This window comes from Serratia sp. Res13-Sevr-LER1-36-b, assembly GCF_015673035.1.
Lineage (GTDB): Bacteria > Pseudomonadota > Gammaproteobacteria > Enterobacterales > Enterobacteriaceae > Chania > Chania fonticola_C.
The window spans coordinates 12,715-27,605 of sequence record NZ_JADACK010000045.1 but is presented as its reverse complement, the minus strand read 5'-3'; the positions used below and the strand labels follow the sequence as shown (position 1 = coordinate 27,605).

Genomic DNA, 14,891 nt, shown 5'->3' with positions numbered 1-14,891 from the left:
ACCCCTTACGACTGCGGCGCAGCCTGCACCTGTTTGACAAAGCGGTCGGTCACATAGGCACTGTAATCACTGTCCACCTGCGGGATCTTGCCTTGTTGCTTGAGGAACTCGGCGGTATCACGAATGGCTTTATCTACCGGCTGGCTCAGTTGAGTGATCTGATCGGCGACCGGCAGGTAGCGGTTACCCTTCACCAGTTCCGGCACCTGCTCTGGCGGAACTCCGCTTAGGCGAGCCAGCGTGCTGAGGTTGCTTGAGTCTTTCAGCCACTGTTCCGGCTGTGCCAGATAGGCCTTCTGCGCTTTCAGGGCGCTGGCAGCAAACGCGGTGACGACTTCCGGATGCTGCTCGGCAAAGTCTTTGCGCACTACCCACACGTCCAGCGTTGGTGAGCCCCACTGGCCAACCTGCTCGGAGTCGGTCAACACCTTGCCCTGTTTGGCGAGTTCATTGACCACCGGAGCCCATACGTAAGCCCCGTCGATATCCCCACGCTGCCAGGCCGCTGCAATGGCTGGCGGTTGCAGGTTGAGAATTTGCACCTGGTCAGGTTTGATGCCCCAGTGTTTCAGAGAGGCCAACAGGCTGTAGTGAGTGGTGGAAATGAACGGTACCGCAATACGCTTACCGATCAGATCCTGGGGAGATTTGATGTCCTTTTTCACCACCAGCGCTTCGGAACTGCCCAGCTGTGAGGCGATTAGGAACACTTCGATAGGGAGCTTCTGGCTGGCGGCCACGGCCAGCGGGCTGGAGCCGATATTGCCAATCTGCACGTCGCCAGAGGCCAGCGCACGCAACACGCTGGAGCCGCTGTCGAACTTGCGCCAGTCAACGGTCGCGCCAGACTGTTTGGCAAAGCTGTTTTCCGCCTGCGCCACCTTGGCCGGTTCGGCGGAGGTCTGGTACGCCACGGTGACGTCCACTGCCTGGGCACTGGCTGCACCGAGCGATAAAGCCAACAATACTGCACTGCGTAATGAGAAAAGTTTGCTCGCCATGATCCGCTCCGTTGATAAAATTCTGTGCTGTGAACAACAGTTTTATCTGAGCGGCGCCCGGCAATAAAAGAATAAAAAAATATTCTTTATTACTTATGGCGATATCAATTCCACCCACTCTCCCCCTGCACGGCTACTGCGCTGAGCGGCATCAATAAACGCCATCCCTTGCACACCCGTTTCAATCCCTGGTAACAACGGTGCCGCCGAAGGGCCGTCACGCAAACACCGGGCAGCTTCACGGTAAATCTGGCCAAACCCTTCCAGATAACCTTCAGGATGCCCTGCGGGTACGCGGGCCAATTGGCGGTTCTCTACGTGCTGAAATGCCGAAGCGCGGGTGATGCAATAGGGGGGCGCGTCAAAAGGCCGTATCCACAGCTGGTTCGGGTTTTCCTGGCAAAACTCCAGGCTGCCCTCACTGCCGTAAACTCGTAACTTCAGCCCATTCTCATGACCACAGGCTACCTGGCTAGCCCAGAGCCGACCTTTGGCACCGTTGGCATAACGCATCTGCACTCGCACGTCGTCATCCAGCTTGCGCCCCGCGATGAATGACGTCAGCTCAGCGCTGATCGCCTCAGGCAACATGCCACTGACAAACTCTGCCAGTTGCCAAGCGTGGGTACCTACGTCACCGATGCAACCGGATCCGGCTTTTTCCGGCTGCGCACGCCAACCGGCCTGCTTGTTGTCGGTCAGTTCTAGCGGTTTTGCCAGCCACTGCTGCAGATATTCCACCTCAATGAAGCGGATCTCACCCAACTCCCCCGCCAATATCCGGCTACGTGCCTCACGCACCAGCGGGTAGGCGCTGTAGTTATGGGTCAGGATCAGTTGTCTGCCGCTGTGGCGCACCATTTGTGCCAGTTGCAGAGCCTCGGCATAGGAGGTGCATAAGGGCTTATCGCAGATAACATCAATCCCGGCGTTGAGAAAGGCACTGGCGACTGGGGCGTGCAAATGATTCGGGGTCACGATCGCAACGACATCAATTCCATCCTCGCGTGCCGCTTCCGCCAACGCCATCTGGTTAAAATCGGCATAGCAGCGATCCGGTTGCAGATGCAGTAGCGCCCCGGTGCGCAGACAGTTTTGTCTATCGGAGGAGAAAGCCCCGGCGACCAGCTCAAACTCATCGTCCATCCGCGCCGCCAGCCGATGCACCGCGCCAATAAACGCGCCTTCACCACCACCTACCATTCCCAGCTTCAATCTCATGATGCATCCTCCACGCCCAGCATGGCTCTGACTCGCTCACGGTCAGTATCCACCGCGGCAAAATCATCAAAGGCCCGTTCCGCTACCGGAATAATATGGCGGGCGATAAAGGCGGCACCTTCGCGTGCCCCAGCCTCCGGCGACTTAAGGCAGCACTCCCATTCCAACGTAGCGACTCCAGGGAAGCCGTACTGCGTCAGCTTGCTGAAAATAGCCGGGAAGTCGATCTGACCGTCCCCCAACGAACGGAAGCGCCCAGGCCTTTCCAACCACGGTTGGTAGCCCCCATATACGCCGCTGCGGGCGTTGGGGCGGTACTCGGCATCTTTGACGTGAAATGCGCGGATACGTGGGTGATAACAATCGATAAAGCCCAGATAGTCCATCTGCTGCAAATGCAGATGGCTCGGATCATAGAGAATATGGCAGCGGGGATGATTGCCGACCTTGGCCAGAAAGCGTTCAAAGGTCACGCCGTCATGTAAATCCTCCCCCGGATGCAGCTCATAGCACACATCTACACCAGCCCGATCGAAGGCGTCCAGGATCGGCAGCCAGCGCTTGGCCAACTGTTCGAAAGCCTCCTCCAACAGTAACGCATTATGCGGCGGCCATGGATAGAAATAGGGCCACGCCAGCGCCCCAGAAAAGGTCGCATGGGCCGTTAGCCCCAAGCGCTGGGATGCCTGTGCCGCCAGCAACAGTTGCTCCGTTGCCCAGGCTTGGCGCAGCTGTGGTTTACCCCGGACTTCTGGCGGAGCAAAACCGTCAAAGGCCAGATCGTAGGCTGGATGGACGGCGACCAACTGCCCTTGCAAATGCGTCGACAGCTCGCTGATGCGAATACCGTGCCGCCCAAGCCGGACGACGATCTCATCACAATAATCCTGACTACGCGCCGCCAGCGCCAGATCGAAAATGGCCGGCTCAAGCGTGGGGATCTGGACGCTGGTGAAGCCCAGCCCGGCAGCCCACTCCGCCAGGCCATCCAACGTATTAAACGGGGCCTGCTCGGCGATAAACTGCGCCAGAAACAGCCCCGGCCCCTGCATCGTCTTCATGCTTCTCTCCCTAAAATCACCGTACGCTGGCTGCGTACCGCCTCGTCCGCAGCCAGCACCACCCGTAAGCTGTTCAGCGCATCCTGAAGATGCTGATTGAGATCCAGCCCCTCACGAATAGCCCGCAAAAAGTAACGCTGTTCACTCAGGCACAGCGCTAAATGGTCCGGCTCATCCTGGCAATCGATCCAGCGATCCGGCCGCTTAAAGCGATTCTCATCGTCTAAATCGGCGTAATGCACCCGCAATGATTCGGTTTTGGTATGCCCCCCGACATCGTCGGAAGCCCTTTCGTGATGACGGGCCACGATCGAAACCGCGCCGCGCGGCCCAATGACGTCTTTCACAAAGTAAGCCGTTTCACTGATCATCGGCCCCCAGCCCGCTTCGTACCAGCCGATCGATCCGTCGGCAAAACGCACCTGTAGCTGGCCGTAGTTATACATCCCCTGCGGCAAGTCATCGGTCAGCCGGGCGCCGATAGCGCTTACGCTGATCGGCTCCGCCTGGGCCATCTGACACATCACGTCCAGATAATGTACGCCGCAATCGACAATTGGCGATAATGACTGCATCAGGTTGCGATGCACATTCCACATCTGCCCGTGGCTTTGCTGATTGAGGTTCATCCGCATCACCAGGGGCTTACCCAAACCCCGAGCGAGTTCCACAAACTGTTGCCAGGAGGGGTGATGGCGCAGGATATAGCCCACCACCACCTGTCGTTGTGCCTGATGAGCAGCAGCAATCACCCTTTCAGCCCCTGCTACCGTGGTGGCGAGTGGCTTTTCGATAAACAGATGACATCCCGCGGCCAGCGCCGCCAAGGCGTAGGCTTCGTGGGTGTCCGGATAAGTGGTCAGGCACACGGCATCAGGCCGGGTTTGCACCAGCGCTAACTCAAAGTCGCTAAAGGTGGGATAACCGCCGCCCAAACGTTGATTGAGCAGCTCACGCGACTCGCCCCGAGCGACCAGCCCGCAGATTGTCACCCCTTCCATAGCGTGGTAGGCCTCGGCATGGGACGCCCCCATATTGCCGCAGCCCACCACCAGCACCCGCAAATCAGCCATCGCGTTTCTCCCCTGCTGGAATATCGCGGTAGTTGAAAGTGAAGAAGAACAGCGCGGCGATCGCCAATGCGCCAAAGGCCGGGTACCACCAGAAATGCTGCCATTGCGGCAACGCCGCAGCCCCTTCCGCCGTCACCATATGGTTAAACAGCGCACCGCTGATCTGCGAACCAATCAACATACCGATGCCGTAGGTGAACAGCACCAGCAGGCTTTGTGCCTGGCCTTTCACCTTGTCCCCCGCCACTTTATCGGTATAGATAAAGCCGATAACGAAGAAGAAGTCATAGCACATGCCATGCAGGATGATGCCGAGGTAGATCATCCAGCGCATTTCTTCGGTAATGCCCAGAGCGAACATCACGTAGCGTAGGAACCAGGAAAGCATGCCGATCATCAGCATGTACTTGATCCCCAAGCGGGCAAACAGGAACGGGATCAGCAGCATGAAGAACAGCTCGGACATTTGCCCCAGCGACATCACACCACCCACGTTGGTGAAACCGGCCGCGGCTACGAACGGCGCGGCATAGGCGTAATACGCCGCCAGCGGGATCGAGATCAGCATGGCGCAGATGATAAACACCAGGAAATGGCGCTGCTTGAGCATCGCGAAAGCATCGGCGCACAGCAGATCGCGCATTTTTACTGGCTTGCCGCGTTCCGGTGCCGGGGTATGCGGCAGCGTAAAACTGTAAATCGCCAATGCCAGAGAGGCCACGGCCGCCAGCGTGAAGATATCGGTACTGTCCGACAGGCCGCTGGTGCCGACAATCAGCCCGGCGACAATCCAGCCAAAGGTGCCGAACGCCCGCACAATCGGGAAGGCCTTCTCACTGTTGCTCAGGCTGTAAAATGCCACGTTATTGCTCAGGGCAATGGTGGGCATGTAGCACAACATATAGCCAAAGATGATCCACAGCAGCCCGCTGCCCTGCCCCTCGGCAAAGAACCCTGGCATCATCCAGAGCAGGCCAGCCCCAATCAGGTGCAGTACAGCCAACACTTTTTGCGAGGCAAAGAAACGATCGACGACCATACCCAACACAAAAGGCGACAGGATGGAGGCGATCGGCCCGGTGGAATAGGCATCACCAATGATCGCCGCCAAGCCGTATTTGCCCATAACCACGCCAAGCGTAACGTACCAGGCTCCCCAGACAAAAAATTGCAGGAACATCATCAGTGCCAGCCGTGGCACCACCCATTTGAACGTGGTGCTTTTGGCCTCCTGGGCCAGGCTATCTGTTTGCATAACTCCCCCATCGGTGTTGGTTGGTTAATACGGCAACGACGCCAGTGCTAACCGCTTTCCGGCAAAAAGGACGGCATCACCACGCCGCCGGGTTGTTGCGCCTGGCCTTTCACCTGCGCGATATGTAATTCACAAATTCGTCCGCCCCAGCGCAGCAAAACCTGGCTCAGCGCGGAGCGCTCTGCGGGTACCAATACCACCGGTGTCGTACCGCGATGATGGCTATCCAGCATCCAACCGAGTAACTCAAGGGCGATCTCTTCGCTATGGCAGCACCCCGGCCCCAACATGCGGGAAGCAGGGTGTGCCACCGAGGCCAAATAGCCACCGATGCGATCGTCCAGCTCCCAGACGGCAACCCGCCACAGTCCACGGGTATCATTGAGGAAATAATCGATATCGCGCTGGCGTTCGATGCCCAGTATTTCGCGCTCCAGCTCCAGGATGGCGGGCAGATCGTCGAGCCGGGCTGCCCGCACCTGGCCGCGAGTCAGGCGTGGATAAGCAAATCCCTGGATCGGCACCGGTATCGTCATATCCTGATAGAGGGCATACGGGGTAAATCCCCCGCGCTGGTAGAGCGAATAGGAATCCAGGTTCAACGCGCTGGATAGCAAACGGACCGGTAAGCCACCCGCCAGTTCGTCGGCCTTGGCCAACAAACGGCTGGCAATCCTGCGGCCAAAATAATCGGGATGAACATTCATGATGCCCAATCCCAAATGAGTTTCACGCGGGTGGAAAAAGCAGGAGCCACAGATCGCCCCTTGTTGATCGCGCGCAATCCAGTGGTGGCCCTGATCCAACTGCTGGTAGACATCAACAAACAGGCCGCAACTTTCCGGCCCGGCAGAGAAGATGTCGCCCAGCCCGTGGCGCTGATACCAGGCATTGGTTGAGCAATGGATCAGAGCGGCAATCTCGCTGCGATCTTGCGCCTGCGCTAGCTGAAGCTGTATCTCCATCTGCCACCTCCTATTGCGTCACCATTGGGGGGAATTCGGTCTAAATTAGAAATGTAATCGATTTCATTTTGCGATAAATAAAATGTAATCGATTTCTTTTTTTCAGCAACCGGATTGATATGATTAAAAGCAGGTAGAGGATGAATTTGTAATCGCTGTCACAAACCCTTCGTAGTGATCGTACTTTTTGCCGCATACTGTGCGAGGCAAACGGGCAGAAGGAAAAGCAAACCATGTCGATAGCAAAGGTGGCGAAAATCGCTGGCGTCTCAGCGGCCACCGTCTCACGGGTGTTGAACGGCCAACAGATCGTCAAACCGGCCACTCGCGATAAGGTCCTGGCGGCGATCCGCGCGTGTGACTATCAACCCAATCTGCTGGCACGCCAACTGCGCACTGCCCGCAGCGGGATGCTGTTGGTGCTGGTGTCCAATATCACCAACCCCTTTTGCTCACTGGTGGTACGCGGTATCGAAGAAGAGGCCGAACGCCACGGTTACCATATTCTGCTGTGCAACTCGGAATCCAATCCCACCCGTGAATCCGCCTACCTCAGCCTGCTGAGTGGCAAGGTGGTTGACGGGGTGATCACCATGGATGCCATCAGCTGTTTGCCGGGGCTGACCGCCATGATCGGTGATTTCCCCTGGGTGCAATGCGGCGAAGGGGATACCCAATTCCGCGCCTCCTCCGTCACCATCGATAATCACCAGGCCGCCATGGCCGGTGTGCAGCACTTGGCCGCCAAGGGCCGCCAACGGATCGCGTTGCTCAATGGTGATATGCGTTATCTGTATTCACAACAGCGGGAACAGGGCTACCGGCAGGCGTTGGCAGAGCTGGGGCTGGACTATTGCCGGGTGGAATACGTCGAAGGGCTAGATTACGCCGCTGGAGCCAAGGCGATGAGTGATTTGCTGGCAGACGGGCCACGGCCAGATGCGGTATTTGCCATTTCGGATGTAATTGCCGGAGGCGCGATGAGTGCCTTGCACCAGCAGGGCTTACGCATTCCAGAAGATATCGCGGTAATGGGATTTGACGGTGTGCCGTTTGGCAGCATCACCACTCCGCCGCTGACCACCATCGTACAGCCCATGCATCAGTTCGGCGTGCGCAGCGTGCAGTTGCTACTGGAGAAAATTCAGGGCCAGCAGTTGCCCCCTTGCCACGATGTGCTGGATTGGCAACTGCTGGAACGGAGTTCAACCTGAAATCGTGCCGCGTAAGAAAATACGTGCGTGGCCACCCAGCAAGGTACGCTCCCCTTGCAGTTCGCAAAACAGTTCACCACCGCGTGATGATAGCTGCTTGGCATGCAATACGTGGCGGCCAAGACGCGCCGTCCAGTAAGGCATCAGTATGCAATGGGCGGAGCCGGTGACCGGATCCTCACTGCGATCCAGCGAGAAATAGCGCGAGACAAAATCTACTTCATCGCCCGGAGCCGTGACGATCACGCCACAACCAAGGTGGTCAATCAGCTCGGCGATCGCAGGCTGTACCGCCCTGACCTCCGCCTCATCGGCCAATACCGCCATCAGCGACTGGGCTCGCCACACTTCCTGCGGTTGCACACCGAGCAAAGCGGCCAACCGTGGCGGTTCAGCAATTTTCTGTGGTGGGCGAGAAGGGAAATCCAGGATTAGCCGTTCACCGTCGGCCGCATCGCGTTTGACATACAGCTCACCGCTGGCGGAACGGAAACGGATATCACTCAACCCCGGGTTGACCACGTTTAACAGCACGTGCGCCGTAGCCAAAGTGGCATGTCCGCAGAGATCCACTTCCCGCGTTGGCGTGAACCAGCGGATCGCGTTCATGTCACCATCCTGCCAGACAAAGCTGGTTTCCGGCAGGTTAAGCTCGTTGGCGATGGCCTGCATCTGCGCCGCCTCCAGCGGTTGTTGCAGCAGGCAGACACCGGCCGGGTTGCCCCGCAGTCCCTCGCCGATAAAGGCATCCACATGGAAATAGTTTTCGTTCATCAGCGTTGCCTCAATGCCAAATCAGTAATACACAGGCGGCGGTTAGCAGCCCCATCGACACGTTAAAGATAATCCAGGCCTTCTTGCTGCGCAGCAGGCGGCCAATCACCGTACCAAAACCTAGCCAGATAATCCCAGCCACGATATTGACGGCAAAGATACCGAAGGCGATAGCCAGAATGGAGTGGTTGTATTTATCCCCCGCCAGGCTGAAGCTCGCCACCGCCCCTAGCGCCATCAGCCAGGCCTTGGGGTTGAGGAATTGCAACAGCCAGCCTTGGTACAGACGCACCGGCTTTGGTGGCGGCGCGTCGGTTTCCAGCTTTTCATAGGCCGCCGTCGCCACTTTCCACGCCAGCCACAACAGATAAAGGCTGCCGAGGATTTTCAAGATCAAGTGCAATGAAGGATAAATCAGGATCAACCCACCAACGCCAAATGCCACCATTACCAGGATACTTTGCATGCCCAGCATGATGCCGATCATCAGCCATAATGAACGCATAAAGCCGAAATTGGCACCTGAGGTGGTGAGCAACATATTGTTGGGGCCAGGGGTGATCGCGGCCACCCACAGGAAGCCTAGCATCGAAAGAAATAAACTCAGTTCCATGAAGCGGGTGCTCCTCACCCAAATGACTTTTTTGCAGTATGATTGCTAATACATGTGTTTGAAGCTAACAGTGCGGTTCGGATCACACAATAGCCGCCAACAAGAATTTTATTCATTATGTATGAATCCTTTCGCCCCCTGACCGGGGCCAGTAATCCACACCTGCAAACCCTGCTGCCACGGCTGGTGCGCCGCCGCGTACTGCTGCAACCTCATTGGCAGCGGCTGGAGTTGCCGGACGGCGATTTCGTCGATCTGGCCTGGAGTGAAGATCCGCAACTGGCGCGCGATAAACCTCGCGTGGTGCTGTTCCATGGGTTAGAGGGTAATTTTTACAGCCCTTACGCACATGGGCTGCTCAATGCCTGGCGCGAGCAAGGCTGGTTGGGCGTGGTGATGCATTTTCGTGGTTGCAGCGGCGTGCCCAACCGTAAGCAACGTATCTACCATTCCGGCGAAACGGAAGATGCCCGCTTCTTCCTGCGCTGGCTGCGTGACAGCTTTGGCGAAGTGCCAACGGCGGCGGTCGGGATTTCTCTCGGCGGCAATATGCTGGCCTATTATCTGGCCCAACAGGGCAATGACAGCCTGCTACAAGCGGCTGTGGTTGTTTCCGCCCCGCTGATGCTGGAACCTTGCTCAATCCGCATGGAACAGGGATTCTCACGCGTTTATCAGCGCTACCTGCTGGGCCAACTCAAGCAAAATGCCACCCGCAAGCTGCTGCACTATCCAGGCACCTTACCGTTGGATTTGTCGCAACTGAACAAGCTGCGGCGCATTCGCGAGTTTGATGATGTGATCACCTCGCGCATTCACGGCTTCAGCGACGCGGTCGATTACTATCGCCGCTGCAGCGCCCTGCCGCTGTTGCCGCAGATCACCACGCCGCTGCTGATCATTCACGCTAAAGACGATCCGTTTATGACCGATGCGGTGATCCCCGACCTCGCCAGCCTGCCGCCTAATATCGAATATCAGCTGACGGAGTGCGGTGGTCACGTCGGCTTTGTCGGCGGCACCTTGAAAAAACCGCAAATGTGGCTGGAGCAACGTATCCCAGCCTGGCTTTCTCCTTTTTTGGAACCCACCAAGTGATTATTCCCTGGCAAGACATTGAACAAGAGACCCTCAACAGCCTGATCGAATCCTTTGTATTACGCGAAGGAACCGACTACGGCGAGCACGAACGTTCGCTGGAACAGAAGGTCGACGACGTGCGCCGCCAGTTGAAAAGCGGCGAAGTAGTACTGGTGTGGTCAGAGCTACATGAAACCGTCAACATCATGCCTCGCGGGCAGATCCGCGCCGGGCAGGAGGAAATTTAGTCTTATTGCATGCTATGACTGAGGGAAAAAATCAGGTAACAATGCAGTATTGCAAACCAACGCGCACAATTTCGCCTTGGGCGAAAGGGCATCAGCCATACTAAAAATCTTATTCTGAGCCTGCGCATTTAATACGGAGTGACCCTCGATCATGTCTGCCAAACATCCCGTTATCGCGGTGACCGGTTCCAGCGGAGCCGGCACCACCACCACCAGCTTGGCGTTCCGCAAGATTTTTCAGCAGCTAAACCTGCGCGCCGCCCAGCTGGAAGGCGACAGCTTCCACCGCTACACCCGGCCGGAAATGGATGCGGCAATCCGTAAAGCCCGCGATATGGGTCGCCATATCAGCTACTTCGGCCCGGAAGCCAACGACTTTGGCCTGCTGGAGCAGAGCTTTATCGAATACGGCAAGAACGGCACCGGCCGCTCACGTAAATATCTGCATACCTACGACGAGGCAGTGCCTTACAATCAGGTACCGGGCACCTTCACGCCTTGGGAGCCACTGCCCGCCCCGACGGATGTCCTGTTCTACGAAGGGCTGCACGGCGGCGTAGTGGCCGATCAGATCGACGTAGCCAAACATGTTGATCTGCTGGTCGGCGTGGTGCCGATCGTCAACCTGGAGTGGATCCAGAAGCTGATCCGCGATACCGGCGAGCGTGGCCATTCACGTGAAGCAGTGATGGACTCGGTGGTCCGTTCGATGGAGGATTACATTAGCTACATCACGCCACAGTTCTCGCGTACCCATATCAACTTCCAGCGCGTCCCGACGGTGGATACCTCCAACCCGTTTGCCGCCAAGGCGATCCCCTCTCTGGACGAAAGTTTGGTAGTGATCCACTTCCGTGGCCTAGATCAGATCGACTTCCCTTACCTGCTGGCAATGCTGCAAGGATCGTTTATCTCGCATATTAATACGCTGGTGGTGCCTGGCGGCAAGATGGGGCTGGCAATGGAACTGATCATGGCACCGCTGGTGCAGCGGCTGATGGAAGGCAAGAAAATCGAGTAAAGTCATCATACCCGTCGTCTGCGTTAATACCTGCACATAGCTATTCGGGCCCATCCGTGGGCCTTATCCTTTTTAGAAAGACAATCAACTCGTCATCAGAAACAGGCACCCTCTTTTTTTGATATTGCGATGAGCTGGATAATCAGCTTATTTCCTACGACTAATTCCTCCCGAATAACCTACACCGCCTTGTTTTACATTCAAAGCGACTAGCTGTTTCATAATAGCCAAGATAAATGACTCGAAATTCAGTGCTCTTTCATGGAGGTTGTTCCTTAACTACCGCATCGGTTCGTTTATACATCTCTCTTCAAAGGGGTTAAGATTAGCTTAAGAAAGCCACTATCTTATTGTTTTTTTAATTAATTAATAAAAACCACAGACAAAGAAATGTCTTTAGGTGAGTTTTGTTTTTTTATTAATAGAGTAAATGTATCTCTTCCCGTAGTGGCTGTTGATAATGCAAACAGACATTAATTCAATACTGAATCAAGACAACGTTAATTTAACTACTTCGCTCATAGCGCTATTGCGTACTGGCCCTTTTACAACCTTTGGTGAGGGCTTTTTTTTAACATGTCACTGGCAAGTCGCCGTGGTGGAGATACTGATAAATATAGGAAAGTAACTATGGGTAATAAAAATATCGTAATTATATCCCCTTACGCCTACATGGCGGCAGCGGTGGAAGCTATGCTCGAGCGTGAGGGGGTACATTACCGCCTTACACCATTGTTGATACCTATGATTTATCCACAATCCCCCCTTTTTCAGGCGGGCTGGCTAAAACCGGATACGGTTGTGCTTCATGTCACAAAGGGTGTAACGAATTCCGCATGTCGTACTCTCGACAGCTTCTATGCCACCTGCTCACCTGAATGGCGAACACTTATCCTATTCGATACGGAAACCGCTTATCAGTTGTCGACCCTGCCGTGTGTCTGCCAACAGGCCGACGCGATCCTTAGCAGTGCAACCCCATTGTCAATATTGGCCTCAATTTTGCTGAAACAAGACTCTTTTTTACCTTCACCTCAAAAGAATCTCAGGAATTTTTCCCGTGAGACTCGCCCGGGTACTAATACGCTTCGCTGGAGGGCGTAATAAAGATGACTTCATTGACTCAAGAAACAACACCGAGGCAGACAGTAGTCCTGGTGCATCAATGTCCTTTTACGCGCCAGGGGCTGAAGGCGCTGCTGTCGCCGGCCTATGATGTGATTGATGCTGAAGATATTTGTGATCTTGAAAAAGAACTTGTCTCTGTAGATCTGTTGTTGTTATCACCACAACTTTTTCCTCCGGGCCGTATGAGAGAAGTAGAGCAGTTCATGAAACGGATATACCAACATCACCCACAGTGTTTGGTATTGCTCACATTGGAGACAGCTGACATGTCCTACATACGGTATTTAATCAGTCCGTTCAAAGTGGTAGGTGGCTTAGACCTCTCTTACTCGGTGTCGGCATTGCGCTTGCAGCTCGAGGCCATTCTAACCGGGAAAGAACAACCCTCTTTGCCCTTTGAGTGGCAGGGGTTAAGTTCTAGAGAATACGCGGTCCTCAGCGCCCTTATATCAGGAAATAGACCGGTGCAAGTAGGTAAATCTTTGGGAGTAAACGTCAAGACAGTCAGCCATTACAAACTCCAGGGATTAAAGAAGTTAGGTGTGCGTAATATGCAGGCCTTTCTATTATCACCTTATTTTTAAAAGTCTATGACAGTGAAGATGGAGAACACACGATGATGAGAAATAATGGCGGAAATACCAATCAGCCGTGGGTCAGCGTATCTCTGCAGGGAAAAGGGAGGCTCAATAACATCCCTGAAAGTTACACCAATTACGCCATGCATGTGCGTTCCCTGTAATGATTATGTTCATTAGGGGGGAACAAGCGGTGTTTTCTCAGTTGGCTAAACAGGCATCAGAGAGAGAACGCGAAGAAGTGTGGGGAGAGGCACAGAATTTATGGTTTCTTGCGTCCCTGAAGGCCGCCTCTTGCGAGAATCGAGCCTGGGCAACCTGCCGATCTGAGTTTTGTCGTCGAAGATCAGAACGGCAGGGGATGCCCATAAGCGAATTACATCTAGAGATAGGCTAAGCAACAGATTTGTACATCTGACACTGCGTATCGGTGAAGCTATAGGCGCGGAAAATTTCTTAGTACCGCGCCCACCGTTGTTAACGCATCAACAGATGGCGGATAAAACCGACGTGCAGTTTCACCCCAATCTGCATCGCCGCCTCGTCCAGTTTAAAACGGGGATTATGCACGCCGTAGGTGGCACCGATCGCCTCGTTACCGCTGCCGATAAACAGGAAGCACCCCGGCACTTTCTCCTGATAGGAGGAGAAATCCTCGCTGCCAAACATCGCGGAGGTCAATTCCCGCAGCGCCTGTGGCCCCACGGCTTCGGCCACCACCTCACGCGCAATCGCGCAGGCATCAGGGTGGTTATTGCCGATGGTATAGCCACGCGTCCAGTCAACCTTGTAGCTGGCACCGTGCGCCTGGCTGATCCCAGCGACGGTTTGCTCAACCAACAGCGGCACTCGCTCACGTACTTCCTGGTTATGAGTGCGTAGCGTTCCCGCCAGCCGCGCGCTGTCTGGGATGACGTTATAGCTGTCACCCGCCTGGAAGGTCGCTACCGTCAACACCGGTACATTTAACGGATCCAGCTTACGTGCCACGATCTGCTGCAAAGCGCTAACGATCTCCGCACCAATCGGCACCGGATCGATACACAGATGCGGCATCGAGCCATGCCCCCCCTTCCCCTGCAGCACAATATCGAAGTTATCGCTGGAGCCACTGAATACGCCCTGCTTCATCCCTACCTCACCGGTCGGGAAGTTGGGCATGACATGCAGGCCGAAGATCATCTTCACGCCATCCAGAACCCCTAAATCCACTAGCTGTTGGGCTCCGCCCGGTGGCACTTCTTCGGCATGCTGGAAGATAAAGCGCACTGAACCTTGCAACTGCGCCTGCAACTGGCAAAGCACGCTGGCCGCCCCCAGCAACATCGCGCTGTGGGCATCATGGCCGCAGGCATGCATCACCCCTGGCCGGGTAGAGCAGAAAGGTTCGTCGCTTTCCTCCTGGATAGGCAAAGCGTCGATATCGGCGCGCAATGCATAGCACGGCCCCGGCGCTGCGCCCTGCAATTCGGCCACTACGCTATTTGGTGTAGGACGTGAGATCTTCAACGGGCCAAGGCTGGCCAACTGCCCGGCAATGTAATCTGCCGTCTGCGCTTCCTGGAATGACAACTCCGGATTGGCATGCAGGTGGCGGCGCCACTGTAATACCTGTTGTTCCACGCCAGCAATCAGTTGTTCAATGTTCATGTTCATACT

The 14,891-nt window shown here is 55.5% G+C and carries 17 protein-coding genes; 8 read left to right on the top strand and 9 right to left on the bottom strand.

Annotation, left to right across the window (positions count from 1 at the left end; all coding sequences use genetic code 11):
- Positions 1-5 precede the first annotated feature (5 nt).
- The 6 genes from tauA to IMQ33_RS25885 form a co-directional block, all read right to left on the bottom strand.
- Positions 6-1,001, bottom strand: coding sequence for a taurine ABC transporter substrate-binding protein (tauA, locus tag IMQ33_RS25910; RefSeq protein WP_196062609.1), 996 nt, complete (start codon positions 999-1,001; stop codon positions 6-8).
- A 93-nt stretch (positions 1,002-1,094) separates the two neighbouring features.
- Complete coding sequence (locus IMQ33_RS25905) at positions 1,095-2,222, bottom strand: Gfo/Idh/MocA family protein (protein WP_196062610.1); 1,128 nt, start codon at positions 2,220-2,222, stop codon at positions 1,095-1,097.
- Entirely contained in the window at positions 2,219-3,283 is a 1,065-nt protein-coding gene (locus tag IMQ33_RS25900) for a sugar phosphate isomerase/epimerase (protein ID WP_196062611.1), read from the bottom strand. The genes IMQ33_RS25905 and IMQ33_RS25900 overlap by 4 nt, the downstream gene beginning before the upstream one ends.
- A complete protein-coding gene (locus tag IMQ33_RS25895; protein WP_196062612.1) occupies positions 3,280-4,356 on the bottom strand; it encodes a Gfo/Idh/MocA family protein in 1,077 nt (358 codons plus the stop codon). Before IMQ33_RS25895 ends, IMQ33_RS25900 begins: the two co-directional genes overlap by 4 nt.
- Positions 4,349-5,611 carry an MFS transporter gene (locus IMQ33_RS25890; RefSeq protein WP_065684961.1) on the bottom strand — a complete coding sequence of 421 codons (1,263 nt, stop codon included), beginning with the start codon at positions 5,609-5,611 and terminating at the stop codon, positions 4,349-4,351. The genes IMQ33_RS25895 and IMQ33_RS25890 overlap by 8 nt, the downstream gene beginning before the upstream one ends.
- Positions 5,612-5,658: 47 nt before the next feature.
- Positions 5,659-6,576 (bottom strand): GNAT family N-acetyltransferase, encoded by a 918-nt coding sequence (locus tag IMQ33_RS25885; RefSeq protein WP_196062613.1) that lies wholly within the window; start codon positions 6,574-6,576, stop codon positions 5,659-5,661.
- Positions 6,577-6,809: 233 nt separating this feature from the next.
- On the opposite strand from IMQ33_RS25885, the gene IMQ33_RS25880 reads away from it, so the two are divergent.
- Complete coding sequence (locus tag IMQ33_RS25880) at positions 6,810-7,790, top strand: LacI family DNA-binding transcriptional regulator (RefSeq protein ID WP_121608441.1); 981 nt, start codon at positions 6,810-6,812, stop codon at positions 7,788-7,790.
- Here IMQ33_RS25880 and IMQ33_RS25875 read toward each other — a convergent pair.
- Both IMQ33_RS25875 and IMQ33_RS25870 read right to left on the bottom strand, forming a co-directional pair.
- The gene (locus IMQ33_RS25875; RefSeq protein WP_196062614.1) at positions 7,782-8,564 is read right to left on the bottom strand and encodes a PhzF family phenazine biosynthesis protein; all 783 of its coding nucleotides are present in this window, start codon (positions 8,562-8,564) and stop codon (positions 7,782-7,784) included. The genes IMQ33_RS25880 and IMQ33_RS25875 overlap by 9 nt on opposite strands.
- A gap of 10 nt (positions 8,565-8,574) precedes the next feature.
- Positions 8,575-9,177 (bottom strand): LysE family translocator, encoded by a 603-nt coding sequence (locus IMQ33_RS25870; RefSeq protein ID WP_098929567.1) that lies wholly within the window; start codon positions 9,175-9,177, stop codon positions 8,575-8,577.
- 117 nt (positions 9,178-9,294) lie between these two features.
- Here IMQ33_RS25870 and IMQ33_RS25865 point away from each other — a divergent pair, with 117 nt between their 5' ends.
- The 7 genes from IMQ33_RS25865 to IMQ33_RS26445 all read left to right on the top strand — a co-directional run bounded on the left by IMQ33_RS25865 (position 9,295) and on the right by IMQ33_RS26445 (position 13,629).
- A complete protein-coding gene (locus IMQ33_RS25865; RefSeq protein WP_065684958.1) occupies positions 9,295-10,275 on the top strand; it encodes a hydrolase in 981 nt (326 codons plus the stop codon).
- On the top strand, positions 10,272-10,505 hold the full coding sequence (locus tag IMQ33_RS25860; protein ID WP_024530813.1) for a YheU family protein: 234 nt from the start codon (positions 10,272-10,274) through the stop codon (positions 10,503-10,505). The genes IMQ33_RS25865 and IMQ33_RS25860 overlap by 4 nt, the downstream gene beginning before the upstream one ends.
- A 151-nt stretch (positions 10,506-10,656) precedes the next feature.
- Positions 10,657-11,526: a phosphoribulokinase gene (locus tag IMQ33_RS25855; protein WP_021808045.1), complete on the top strand. Its 870-nt coding sequence runs from the start codon at positions 10,657-10,659 to the stop codon at positions 11,524-11,526.
- A 630-nt stretch (positions 11,527-12,156) separates the two neighbouring features.
- Positions 12,157-12,630, top strand: a complete 474-nt coding sequence (locus IMQ33_RS25850; protein WP_065684957.1) for a hypothetical protein — start codon at positions 12,157-12,159, stop codon at positions 12,628-12,630.
- Between the two features lie 5 nt (positions 12,631-12,635).
- Entirely contained in the window at positions 12,636-13,238 is a 603-nt protein-coding gene (locus IMQ33_RS25845; protein WP_065684956.1) for a LuxR C-terminal-related transcriptional regulator, read from the top strand.
- 32 nt (positions 13,239-13,270) lie between these two features.
- A complete protein-coding gene (locus tag IMQ33_RS26305; RefSeq protein ID WP_255518683.1) occupies positions 13,271-13,396 on the top strand; it encodes a hypothetical protein in 126 nt (41 codons plus the stop codon).
- Positions 13,396-13,629, top strand: a complete 234-nt coding sequence (locus IMQ33_RS26445) for an ANR family transcriptional regulator (protein WP_139102373.1) — start codon at positions 13,396-13,398, stop codon at positions 13,627-13,629. The genes IMQ33_RS26305 and IMQ33_RS26445 overlap by 1 nt, the downstream gene beginning before the upstream one ends.
- Positions 13,630-13,709: 80 nt before the next feature.
- On the opposite strand, the gene IMQ33_RS25835 is transcribed toward IMQ33_RS26445, so the two are convergent.
- A complete protein-coding gene (locus tag IMQ33_RS25835) occupies positions 13,710-14,888 on the bottom strand; it encodes an amidohydrolase (RefSeq protein WP_196062615.1) in 1,179 nt (392 codons plus the stop codon).
- Positions 14,889-14,891 lie beyond the last annotated feature (3 nt).